The organism is Streptomyces bikiniensis (assembly GCF_000716625.1).
Taxonomy (GTDB): domain Bacteria; phylum Actinomycetota; class Actinomycetes; order Streptomycetales; family Streptomycetaceae; genus Streptomyces; species Streptomyces bikiniensis.
This window is the reverse complement of sequence record NZ_JNXJ01000013.1, coordinates 140,925-152,523: the sequence shown is the minus strand read 5'-3', so window position 1 is coordinate 152,523 and position 11,599 is coordinate 140,925. Positions and strand designations below refer to the sequence as shown.

General features: G+C 73.6%; 9 protein-coding genes. 6 read left to right on the top strand and 3 right to left on the bottom strand.

The annotated features are described in order from the left end of the window. The first annotated feature begins 141 nt into the window (after nt 1–141). Nucleotides 142–1,791 carry a class I adenylate-forming enzyme family protein gene (locus tag OO47_RS12730; protein ID WP_033208954.1) on the top strand — a complete coding sequence of 550 codons (1,650 nt, stop codon included), beginning with the start codon at nt 142–144 and terminating at the stop codon, nt 1,789–1,791. Between the two features lie 189 nt (nt 1,792–1,980). Here OO47_RS12730 and OO47_RS12725 read toward each other — a convergent pair whose 3' ends face one another. Next, nucleotides 1,981–3,252, bottom strand: a complete 1,272-nt coding sequence (locus OO47_RS12725; protein ID WP_030216973.1) for a M6 family metalloprotease domain-containing protein — start codon at nt 3,250–3,252, stop codon at nt 1,981–1,983. 427 nt (nt 3,253–3,679) lie between these two features. On the opposite strand from OO47_RS12725, the gene OO47_RS12720 reads away from it, so the two are divergent. Both OO47_RS12720 and OO47_RS12715 read left to right on the top strand, forming a co-directional pair. Further along, nucleotides 3,680–4,345 (top strand): TetR/AcrR family transcriptional regulator, encoded by a 666-nt coding sequence (locus OO47_RS12720; protein WP_030216970.1) that lies wholly within the window; start codon nt 3,680–3,682, stop codon nt 4,343–4,345. Between the two features lie 99 nt (nt 4,346–4,444). Further along, nucleotides 4,445–5,983: an MFS transporter gene (locus OO47_RS12715; RefSeq protein ID WP_030216967.1), complete on the top strand. Its 1,539-nt coding sequence runs from the start codon at nt 4,445–4,447 to the stop codon at nt 5,981–5,983. A gap of 102 nt (nt 5,984–6,085) precedes the next feature. On the opposite strand, the gene OO47_RS12710 is transcribed toward OO47_RS12715, so the two are convergent. Continuing rightward, nucleotides 6,086–6,592 carry a MarR family winged helix-turn-helix transcriptional regulator gene (locus OO47_RS12710; RefSeq protein ID WP_106969387.1) on the bottom strand — a complete coding sequence of 169 codons (507 nt, stop codon included), beginning with the start codon at nt 6,590–6,592 and terminating at the stop codon, nt 6,086–6,088. A 95-nt stretch (nt 6,593–6,687) separates the two neighbouring features. Here OO47_RS12710 and OO47_RS12705 point away from each other — a divergent pair, with 95 nt between their 5' ends. Then, the gene (locus tag OO47_RS12705) at nt 6,688–7,518 is read left to right on the top strand and encodes a dioxygenase family protein (RefSeq protein ID WP_051716159.1); all 831 of its coding nucleotides are present in this window, start codon (nt 6,688–6,690) and stop codon (nt 7,516–7,518) included. A gap of 267 nt (nt 7,519–7,785) precedes the next feature. Then, entirely contained in the window at nt 7,786–8,787 is a 1,002-nt protein-coding gene (locus OO47_RS12700; RefSeq protein ID WP_030216962.1) for a sigma-70 family RNA polymerase sigma factor, read from the top strand. Nucleotides 8,788–8,850: 63 nt separating this feature from the next. Here the strand turns inward: OO47_RS12700 and OO47_RS12695 are convergent, their stop codons facing one another. After that, on the bottom strand, nt 8,851–9,816 hold the full coding sequence (locus tag OO47_RS12695; RefSeq protein ID WP_030216961.1) for a helix-turn-helix transcriptional regulator: 966 nt from the start codon (nt 9,814–9,816) through the stop codon (nt 8,851–8,853). A gap of 63 nt (nt 9,817–9,879) precedes the next feature. Between OO47_RS12695 and OO47_RS12690 the strand changes: the two genes are divergently transcribed. Beyond that, complete coding sequence (locus OO47_RS12690; protein ID WP_030216960.1) at nt 9,880–11,466, top strand: MFS transporter; 1,587 nt, start codon at nt 9,880–9,882, stop codon at nt 11,464–11,466. The last annotated feature ends 133 nt before the right edge of the window (nt 11,467–11,599 follow it).

Here is an 11,599-nt window from a genome sequence, read left to right as displayed (position 1 = left end):
GCCGGGCCCGACCCGCCCGCCCCGCCACCGCCCCCCACCGCCGTCCACGGGCCCGGCCCGCCCCCGGTTGACCTCGCGAACCGGAGCCGCCTAGCGTCGGCGGTCCGACGGGGTGCGGGGCGGACGTGCGGGAGGTGGCCGGTGGGCGGCGGGATCGGGAGGCTGACGGCCGACGGGGCGCCCTTCGCCGTCGAGGGCGGGACGTACGCGCACGGGCCGCGGACCCTGCGGGAGTTCGTGGAGGCCGCCTGGGGATACGGGGACCGGGTGTTCCTCGTGCACGAGGGCGTCCGGACGACCTACCGGGAGTTCCTCGACGAGGCCTGCGGACTCGCCCGGCGGCTGCTCGGCGCGTACGGGCTCGTGCCCGGGGACCGGGTCGCCGTCGCCATGCGGAACCTGCCCGAGTGGCAGGTCGCCTTCTGGGCCGCCCAGCTCGCCGGCCTCGTCGCCGTACCCCTCAACGCCTGGTGGACCGAGGGCGAGTTCGCGTACGCGCTCGACGACTGCGCGCCCCGCGCGCTGCTCGTGGACGGGGAGCGGGCCGGGCGGACGCGGGCGTGGGCCCGGGAGCGGAAGGTGCCCGGGATCGTCTTCCGCGGCCCGGCCGGGGAGGGGTTCGACGCGTACGTGCCCGACCGCGACCCGTACCTCGGGCCGCCGCCCGTCGACGTCCTCCCCGAGCACGACTCCACGATCGTCTACACCTCCGGCACCACCGGCCGCCCCAAGGGCGCCGTCGCCACCCACCTCGCGCAGGCCGGGGCCGCCGTGAACCCCCGGTACTTCGCCGCCGCCGCGGCCCTCGCGCGCGGGGACGTCCCCGGGACCGGGCCCGCGCCCGTCTCCCTGACCACCTTCCCCTTCTTCCACGTCGCCGCCTTCACCTCCTTCTACGGCGTGATCGCGGCCGGCGGGACCCTCGTGACGATGCGGAAGTGGGACGCCGGGGAGGCACTCCGGCTGATCCGGGAACACCGCGTCACCCACTACGCGGGCGTGCCCACCACCGCCCTCCAGCTCCTCGAACGCGCCCGGAGCGAGGCCGACCCGCTGGAGAGCCTGACCCTGCTCAGCACCGGCGGCGCCCCCGCCCCGCCCGGCATCGTCGCCGGACTGGCGGAGGCGTACGGGGAGCGCGTCGAGCCCCGCAACGGCTACGGGCTCACCGAGACCTGCGGCGGGGTCCTGGCGAACTTCGGCGCCGAGTACCGCGCCCACCCCGGCAGCGCCGGCCGGCCCTCGCCGGCCACCGAGGTGCGGATCGACCGGCCCGACGCGCAGGGCGTGGGGGAGCTGTGGCTGCGCGGGCAGTCCCTGGTCCGGGGGTACTGGGGGGACGAGGAGGCCACCCGCGCCGCCTTCACCGACGACGGCTGGTTCCGGACCGGGGACCTCGCGCGCGTGGACGCGGACGGGCGGGTCTCGATCGTCGACCGGCTCACCGACATGGTGGTCCGGGGCGGCGAGAACGTGTACTGCGTCGAGGTCGAGGCCGCCCTGCACGCGCACCCGGACGTCCTCGACGCCGCCGTCCTCGGCGTGCCCCACCCGGTCCTCGGGGAGGAGGTCGCGGCCGTCGTGCGGCACCGGCCCGGGGCGGTGCCGGACCCGGAGGCCCTGCGGGCGCACGTCGCCGGTCGCCTCGCCGCCTTCAAGGTGCCCGCCCGCGTCCTCGTACGGGAGGAGGAGCTGCCCCGGAACCCGACGGGGAAGGTCCTCAAGCGGGAGCTGCGGGGGCTGTTCGAAGACGGGGGACCGGCGGGCCGGGAAGCGCTCGGGTCCGGGTGACGCCCAGCGGTGGATGGCGCTCGGGTGCGGATGGCGCCCGGGCCCGGGCGGCGCCCGTTTCCGGGGGTGCTCAGGCCCGGGTGGCGCTCAGGTCCGAGTGGCGCTCAGTTCCGGGTGGCGCTCAGGTCCGAGTGACGCGCAGTTCCGGATGACGCTCAGTTCCGGGTGGCGCTCAGGTCCGGATGACGCTCAGGTCCGGGTGACGCGGACCCGGTAGGCGCCGTCCGCGCCCTCGTGCAGCACCGTGATCCGGATGCCGTTCGCGCGGTCCGTGAAGCTCTCGCCCGGCCCGTACGGCGCGTCCGACAGCTCCGCGTGGACGTTGGCGCGGCGCGTGCAGCCGCCGCTCGCCCGCTCGCTGTCGGCGACGGTCACCGGGCCGTGCCCGGTGTCGACGTCGGACTCGACGCGGTAGACGAGGACGCCCTGCTCGCACACGGCCTCGTCATTGCCGCCCGGGCCGCGGACCTCGATCGCGTATCCGGAGGTGCCGGAGAGGGGCACGAACGCGAGCTTGGGGCCGCCGGGCTCCGCGAGCGGGGTGAGGTCGTACTCGGTGGTGCCGGCGGCCGAGGCGCAGTGCACCTGCTCGTTGTCGAGCCAGCCCAGCTTCCACTTGTGCCAGCCGAGCAGGTCGTTGTTGGCCCCCCAGTCCTCCGACATGATGTCCCAGTGCCCCACCGAGCCGCCGCCGTCGGCGGTGTAGAGGTCGGGCAGGCCGAAGACGTGCCCGTTCTCGTGCGGCAGGACCCGGTAGCCGGTCTCCGCGAAGCTGCCGGAGCCGTCGTCCTGGCGGCTGTAGACGAAGGACGTGTTGGCCAGCGGCACGCCGTCGGCGTACGGGGCGTCGTCGTTGCCGGAGAAGGTCACGGACAGGACGGTGTCGAGGGCCGAGGGCCCGGCGTTCGGCGTCACCAGGACGTTGACCAGGTCGTACGCGCTGAAGTCCACGCGCTCGTCCGCCGCCTTCACGATGTCCTCGACCAGGGAGCGGTAGCCCGGCTCGTACGGGGAGCCGCGCTCGATCCCGTACGCGGAGAACGCCCGGGGCATCCGCAGCCAGTCGGGTATCGGGGCCTCGGCCCGGTAGTGCAGCCGGCCGTACGAGCTGACGCGGAACCAGTCGGCGGTCTGCGGGAAGAACTCGCGGAAGCGGCCCGTCGCCGTGCCGTCGCCGACCGCGTCCGGGAAGTCGATCATCAGGTTGAGGGCCCTGACGAGGCCCGTGGAGTGCACGTACCCGGGGGCGGTGGGCAGCCCCTCCGACATCTGCACGCCCATCGTCGTGGCGATGCGGCACGGTGCCAGCTGGGCGTTGGTCGGCGCGGCGGCGACGGGTCCCGCCGAGGCCCGGACGGGCTCCGGGAGGGTGGTGCTCGCGGAGGCGAGCAGGGTGAGGGAGAGCGTCGTGGTCGCCGCCAGGGCGACGGGTCTGCGTATCCGTCGGCGGGGGTGCTGCATGCGTCGCCTCTCCGGTGGGGGCAGGTCGGCGGACGGGTCCGTTTCCGCGTGCGGGCGGGATCCGCGCTGTCCGATCAGCCTGTGACGGGCGGTTCGGGCGCGCGCGCCGGGTGGCCCGATCGTGGGTATTCCGTGAAACGAGGATTGTGTGACTGGGGTCACAGGAGTGGCCGGAAATAACCGGGGAGCGCTTCCCCGTTTACGCCTGTGTCGAGCGAAGTGGGGAACCTTTCCCCGGATACGGATCGCCGGTCCGGACCGGATCCACCGGGTACGGCTCCCCGGGTACGGACTCCCGGGTACGGACTCCCGGGTACGGACCCCCGGCCACGGCCTCCCGTGGACGCGCTCGACCCGCCGGAGCGGCTGCGACCCGGCGGCCCGGCGACCCCGTACGACGACGACCGTGATTCCGAGGAGGACCGACGTGACCGGCAACGCCGACACCGCCGCGCCCGCCCGCCGCGCGCCCCGGCCGCGGGCCGACGCCCTGCGCAACCGCGAGCGCATCGTGACGGCGGCCCGTGAGATGTTCGTGGAGTTCGGCGCCCAGGTGCCGTACGACGAGATCGCGCGCCGCGCCGGCGTCGGCAACGCCACGCTCTACCGGAACTTCCCCGAGCGCGCCGACCTCGTCCGCGAGGTCGTCCTCTCCCTCATGGCCCGCGTCACCGAGCTCGCCGAGCGGGCCGCCGCCGAGGAGGACGACACCTTCGAGGCCCTGCGGCGCTTCACCCTCGGCGCCGCCGACGAGCGCGTCGGCGCCCTCTGCCCGATGCTCGACGGCGCCTTCGACCAGGACCACCCCGACCTGGTGGCCGAACGCGACCGCCTCGAAGGGGTCGTCCAGGGGATCGTCGACCGGGCGCAGCGGGCCGGCCGGCTCCGCGCCGACGTCGGCGTCGGCGACCTGATGGTGGCGGTCTCCCAGCTCACCCGCCCGCTGCCGGGCACCGCCTGTGCCGCCTTCACCCCGTTCGTGCGCCGCCATCTGCAACTGTTCCTCGACGGCCTGGAGGCGCCCGCGCGCTCCGAGCTGCCCGGGGCGGCCGCCACCCTGGAGGACCTGAGACGCGACTCCTGCCCGTCGTGACCCTTCCGTAGACCCCCCTTTTCCCGTGGGGCGGCCCTGAACGCCCGCACGGCCTTACGTCCCTTTTTCTCCCTTACGCGCCAAGAGGTGGCCCGACCCATGCCGAAAATCGCCGACAGCCCCGCGCACACCGCGCCCGTGCCCGACCCCGGGCGCTGGAAGGCGCTCGTCTTCATCGCCCTCGCCCAGCTGATGGTCGTCCTCGACGCGACGATCGTGAACATCGCCCTGCCCTCCGCCCAGCAGGACCTCGGGATCTCGGACGGCAACCGGCAGTGGGTCATCACCGCCTACGCCCTCGCCTTCGGCGGACTGCTCCTCTTCGGCGGCCGGATCGCCGACCTGTGGGGCCGCAAGCGCACCTTCATCGTCGGTCTGGCCGGCTTCGCCGCCGCCTCCGCCCTCGGCGGGGCCGCGAACGGCGAGGCCATGATGCTCGGCGCCCGCGCGCTCCAGGGCGCCTTCGGCGCGCTCCTCGCGCCCGCCGCGCTCTCGCTGCTCGCCGTGACCTTCACCGACGCCAAGGAGCGCGCCAAGGCCTTCGGCATCTACGGCGCGATCGCCGGTGGCGGCGGCGCCGTGGGCCTGATCCTCGGCGGCTTCCTCACCGAGTACCTGAACTGGCGCTGGACCTTCTTCGTCAACATCCCGTTCGCCGTGGTCGCCGCCGTCGGCGCGTACCTCGTCGTCCGCGAGCCGGCGGGCGGCCGCAACCGCTCCCCGCTCGACGTCCCCGGCGTCATCCTGTCCACGCTCGGCCTGGTCGCCCTCGTGTACGGCTTCACCCGCGCCGAGTCCGAGGGCTGGAGCGACGCCGGCACGGTCGGCCTCTTCGTCGGCTCCGCCGTGCTGCTCGCGGCCTTCGTGCTCACCGAGGCACGCGTGAAGTCCCCGCTGCTCCCGCTGCGCGTCCTGACCGACCGCAACCGCGGCGGCGTCTACCTGTCGCTCGGCCTCGCCGTCATCGCGATGTTCGGCCTGTTCCTCTTCCTGACGTACTACCTCCAGATCGTGAAGGGGTACTCGCCCGTCATGACGGGCTTCGCGTTCCTGCCGATGATCGCGGGCATGATCGTGGGCTCCACCCAGATCGGCACGCGCCTGATGACCCGCGTCCCGCCGCGCCTGCTGATGGCCCCGGGCTTCCTGACCGCCGCCGTCGGCATGCTGCTCCTGACCCAGCTGGAGATCGGCACCTCGTACGCCGGTCTGATCCTGCCCGCGCAGCTGCTGCTCGGCCTGGGCATGGGCACGGCGTTCATGCCGGCGATGTCGCTCGCGACGCACGGCGTGGACCCGCGCGACGCCGGTGTGGCCTCCGCGATGGTCAACACCTCGCAGCAGGTCGGCGGCGCCATCGGCACCGCCCTCCTGAACACGATCGCCGCCTCGGCCACCACCGCCTACCTGGCCGACCGCGCGGCCGGCGCCACCACCCCGGCCGCCCGGAAGCTGCTCCAGCTCCAGGGCATGGTCGAGGGGTACGCGGCGGCCATCTGGTGGGCGGTCGGCATCCTGGCCGTCTCGGCCGCGATCGCCTTCGTGCTCATCGACACCGGGAAGCCGGAGGGCGGCGTGGTCGCCGGATCCGGCACGGGCGCGGACGACGAGGTGAAGATCCCGGTCGTCGCGCACTGACCGGCCGTCGCGCACTGACCGGCCGTCCACTGACCGGTCGTCCACTGACCGCCGGAGCCCCCCGCCCCTGCCCTGGCCCCGCGTACGCGCGCACGCGCGTACTCAGCGGAGCCAGGGCAGGTCCGCGTCCGGGCCCGCCGGTTCCAGGCCCTCCGCCATCACCCGCATGATCTCGCCGAGCTGCTTCACCTGCTCCGCGGAGAGCCGGTCGAACAGGGCCTGGCGCACGGCGGCCACGTGGCCGGGCGCGTTCCTCCGCAGGACCTCCATGCCCTCGTCCGTGAGCCGGGCGAACTGGCCGCGCTTGTCGGAGGGGCAGTTCTCGCGCCGCACCCAGCCGTTCTTCTCCAGGCGGGCCACGGCGTGGGAGAGCCGGGAGCGGGTGATCTTGGCGTCCTTGGCCAGCTCGGTCATCCGCATGCGGCGGCGGGGCGCCTGGGAGAGCTGGACGAGCAGGCCGTAGTAGACGTGCGGCATTCCGGCGTCGCGCTGCAACTGGCGGTCGAGGTGGTCCTCCAGGAGCGTGGTGGCGTGGAGGTAGGCGCGCCAGACGTGGTGCTCCTCGTCGGTGAGCCAGCGGGGTTCGGTCATGTCTCCCATGGGGCCCATCGTACGACTCATTCTTGAAAGTTGAACTAAATGGGGCTAGGGTGCCGTCCATAAGCTTGAAGTTTCAAGAATCATGGAAGGTCGAGGTGGTCGCCATGCAGGTCACACCGGAACGGATGCCCGCCCTCTACCTGTCCCACGGCGCCCCGCCGCTCGCCGACGACCCCGTCTGGCCCGGTGAGCTGGCCGCCTGGTCCGCGGGCCTGCCGCGCCCGAAGGCGATCCTCGTCGTCTCCGCCCACTGGGAGGAGGCCCCGCTCGCCCTCGGCGCCACCGAGACCGTGCCCCTGGTGTACGACTTCTGGGGCTTCCCCGAGCACTACTACCGGGTCGCGTACGCGGCCCCCGGCGCGCCCGCGCTCGCCGAGAGCGTCCGCAAGCTGCTCCGCGCGCCCGGCACGCCCGTGCAGGACGTCCCCGACCGGGGGCTCGACCACGGCGCGTACGTGCCGCTCGTCGAGATGTTCCCGGACGCCGACGTCCCCGTGCTCCAGATCTCCCTGCCCACCCTCGATCCGCGCCGCCTCCTGGACGTCGGGCGCCGGCTCGCCCCGCTGCGCGACGAGGGCGCCCTGATCGTGGGCAGCGGCTTCTTCACCCACAACCTGGCCGCGCTCCGGCACCCCGGCGGCGGCGTGCCCGGCTGGTCCGCCGAGTTCGACGCCTGGGGGCGCGAGGCCCTCGCCGCGCGGGACGTCGACGCGCTCCTCGACTTCGCGCACAAGGCGCCCGCCGGACGCCTCGCCCACCCCCGTACCGAGCACTTCGCCCCCCTCTTCGTCACCCTGGGCGCGGCGGACGCGGCCGGGGACCTCGACACGGGGCGGTCGGTGATCGACGGCTTCTGGATGGGCCTGGCCAAGCGGTCCGTGCAGTTCGGCCGGCCGTCCCCGGAAGGCAACCGCCCGTCCCCGCCCCGCGTCTGAAGGGGTGGCGCCGGATGTGAGCGCGGTCTCACCGACAGTGTGGTCGAGGGTCCCGCGCGAGGCGCCGCAGCACCCTCCGTGCCCGGTCTGACCTGCGCCTCCGCCGGTCCCGGCGGCATGCCCGCAGGGGTGGAAGCCACGCAGGATACTGCATGATCGGGAAAATCCATGTGCCGGGTGGGAATTCTGTCCTGATTCCAGTCGTTGTTTCCGTCGGATGCAGGGCACCCGAAAGGGTGTCGCGACCTACTCAGCAAGGGAGCACGCATGGCAACCCGTGCCGTCGCCCGCCGTCAGACCTCCGCGAAGAGCGGGGCGGAGCGGGCGAGCAGCGTTCGCGCCGTGGGCGGGGAGATCGCCGACCGCGACCTGGTCGGCATGTACCTCGACGAGATCGCGCGCACGCCCCTGCTCGACGCCGCCAAGGAGGTCGAGCTCTCCCAGACGATCGAGGCCGGGGTGTACGCCCGGCAGATCCTGGACGGAGAGGTGGACAGCGAGGCGGGCGGCGCGTCCCGCGAGGAGCTGGAGGCGCTGGTCGCCGAGGGCGAGCGCGCCAAGGACCTCTTCATCAAGTCCAACCTGCGGCTCGTGGTGGCCGTCGCCCGGCGCTACCCGCGCAGCGGGCTCCCCCTGCTCGACCTGATCCAGGAGGGGAACGCCGGCCTGGTGCGCGCGGTCGAGAAGTTCGACTACGCCAAGGGCTTCAAGTTCTCCACGTACGCCACGTGGTGGATCCGGCAGGCCATCACCCGCTCCATCGCCGACCAGTCCCGCACCATCCGGCTCCCCGTCCACCTCGTGGAGGAGCTCGGCCGGATCCGGCGCGTGCAGCGCGAGTTCAACCGGGAGCACGGGCGCGAGCCCGAGCCCGCCGAGATCGCGGCCGAGCTGGGCTCCACGCCGGAGCGGATCGTCGACGTCATGGACTGGGCGCGCGACCCCGTCTCGCTGAACATGTCGGTGGACGACGAGGGCGAGACCCAGTTCGGCGACCTGCTCGAGGACACCTCGGCGGTCTCGCCGGAGCAGTCGGTGCTCACGCTGCTGCGCAGCGAGGAACTGGACGACCTCATCGACAAGCTGGACCACCGGACGGCCTCGATCATCCGCATGCGGTACGGCATCGAGGACGGGCGCGAGCGGACGCTGACCGAGGTCGGCAAGGAGCACGGCCTGACCCGCGAGCGGATCCGCCAGATCGAGAAGCACGCGCTCCTGGAACTCAAGAAGATGGCCCGCGACACGGGCTTCGACGCGGTGGCCTGAGGCCTTTCCGCGACCGGCCGGGGCCCGGGGACGAGCGTCGTCCCCGGGCCCCGGCCGCCGTGTCTACCCCCGCGCCGACACCGCCGCCGCGAGCCGCCCCGCCAGGTCCTCCACGTGCGCCCGCAGCGCCTCCGGGCCGTGGACGGTGAAGGGGGCGTCGACCAGGGCCAGGCGGAGCGCCAGCCACTCGACCGAGTCGACGGCGCGGGCGCGCAGCCGGCAGGCGGCGGGGCCCGTCGGCGCCGGGGCCAGGTGGGCCGGGAGCCGGGCCGTCACGAAGTCCGCCGGGGCCTCGAAGGAGACGTCCAGGTCCAGCTCCGGCTGCGACCGGGCCATCGAGCGGGTGAGCATCTGCGCCGCGTCGCCCGCCGGCAGCTCGCGCGGGGCGAAGCGGGCCCCGGTGGCCAGCGGGTCGCTGACCCGGTCGACCCGGAAGGTGCGCCAGTCCGCGCGCCCCAGGTCGTACGCCACGAGGTACCAGCGGTGCCCGGTGGAGACCAGCCGGTAGGGCTCGACCAGGCGTTTCGTCTCGGCGCCGTCGCCCGCCCGGTAGCCGAAGCGCAGCTTCTCCCGCCCGGTGACCGCGCCCGCGAGCGCGGTCAGGGTGGCGGGCGCGACCGTGGCGCCGTCGCCCCGGGTCAGCGGGATCGTCGCGTTCTGGAGGGTGGAGACCCGGTGCCGGAGCCGGGCGGGCAGCACCTGCTCCAGCTTCGCCAGGGCCCGTACGGACGCCTCCTCGACGCCCTCGATGGCGTGCCCGGCCCCGGCGCGCAGGCCGACCGCGATGGCGACGGCCTCCTCGTCGTCGAGGAGCAGCGGCGGCATGGCCGTACCGGCGACGAGCCGGTAGCCGCCGACCGCGCCCAGGGTCGCCTCGACCGGATAGCCGAGGTCGCGGAGCCGGTCGATGTCCCGGCGGATGGTGCGCGGAGAGACCGAGAGGCGCTCGGCGAGCTCGCTTCCGGGCCACTCGCGCGGGGTCTGGAGGAGCGAGAGCAGATGCAGGAGTCGTGCCGGAGTGTCCGTCATGCCGTCCAGGATGCGACTCATCTAGGACATGACTTGACCTATATGACTCCTATCTTTCTTCGTATGAGTTCACACGACGCCGTCACGGACGCGGCGAACCCGGCCGGGTCCGGCACCGGTTCCGACACGGTCTCCGCCACGGGCACCGCCACCGACTCCGGCGACAAACGGCGCTGGATCGCCCTCGCCATCGTCATGACCGCCGCCTTCATGGACCTGGTCGACGCCACGATCGTCAACATCGCGATCCCCAGCATCGAGCGGGACCTGAACGCCTCCTTCGGGTCCATCCAGTGGATCACCGCCGGGTACGCGCTCGCCTTCGCCGCCGGACTGATCACCGGCGGGCGGCTCGGCGACATCTACGGCCGCAAGCGCCTCTTCCTCCTCGGCACCGCCGGCTTCACGCTCGCCTCGGCGCTCTGCGGCTTCGCGGCCGGCCCGGAGATGCTGGTCGCCTCCCGCCTCCTCCAGGGCGCGGCGGCCGCGATGATGGTGCCCCAGGTCCTGTCGATCGTCCACGTCACCTTCCCGGCCCACGAGCGCGGCAAGGTCTTCGGGCTCTTCGGCGCGATCGTCGGCCTGGGCGCGGTCTCCGGACCGCTGCTCGGCGCGCTGCTCACCCAGTGGAACATCGCGGGCCTGGAGTGGCGCCCGATCTTCCTCATCAACCTGCCGGTCGGCATCGCGGGCCTGCTCCTGGGCCGGAAGTTCATCACCGAGTCCAGGGCGCCGAAGGCGCTCCGCCTCGACCTGGTCGGCGTGCTCCTGGTGACGGCCGCGCTGCTCATGCTGATCTACCCGCTGACGCGCGGCCGCGAGCTGGACTGGCCGCTGTGGGGCCATCTGATGATGGCCGGCAGCCTGCCCGTCTTCGGCATCCTCGTCGCGTACGAGAAGTACAAGACGCGCAAGGACGGTTCGCCGCTCGTGGAGCTGTCGCTGTTCAGGGTGAAGAGCTTCGCGGCCGGCATCGCGGTCCAGCTCACCTTCGGCATCGTGATGGGCGTCTTCTTCCTGGTCTGGACGCTCTACATGCAGATCGGGCTCGGCTGGACCCCGCTGCGGGCGGGCCTCACCGGGGTGCCGTTCTCGATCGCCGTCTCGGTGGCCGCCGGCCTGTCGGTGCAGAAGCTGGTGCCGCGCTTCGGCCGCAAGGTGCTCCAGGCGGGCGCCCTGACGATGACGGCGGGCGTCCTGCTCTACCTCTTCGAGGCGGGCCGGTACGGGACGGGGATCGCCTCCTGGCAGATGGTCCCGCCGCTGGTCGTCATGGGCCTCGGCATGGGCCTGATCGTGGCGCCGCTGACGGACGCGGTCCTCTCGGAGGTGCCGCGCGAGCACGCCGGATCGGCCTCGGGCCTGATCAACACGACCACGCAGATGGGCAACGCGCTCGGCCTCGGCCTGGTGTCGGTCGTCTTCTTCGGCGTGATCGACGACGAGCGCCCGGGGAGGGCCCCGGCGGAGACGGGCGCGGCGTTCACGGACGCCTTCCAGAACTCCCTGGGCTGGGTGGCGGGCGTCCTCGCCGTGATCTTCCTGGTGATGTTCGCGCTGCCCGCGAAGCCGAAGCAGCACCTGGAGGGCGGCGGCGACGAGCCCGCCCCGGAGCCGGGCGTCGAGAAGGAGCCGGCGCTCGCGCACTGAGCGCGGCCGCCCACGGAGCGCGGCCCGCCGAGAAGGGCCCTCGCCCCGGGAGACCGTCCCGGGGCGAGGGCCCTTCCGCACGCACGGGCGCACGGGCACACGGGCTTACGGGGCGCACGGGCTTACGGGCGCA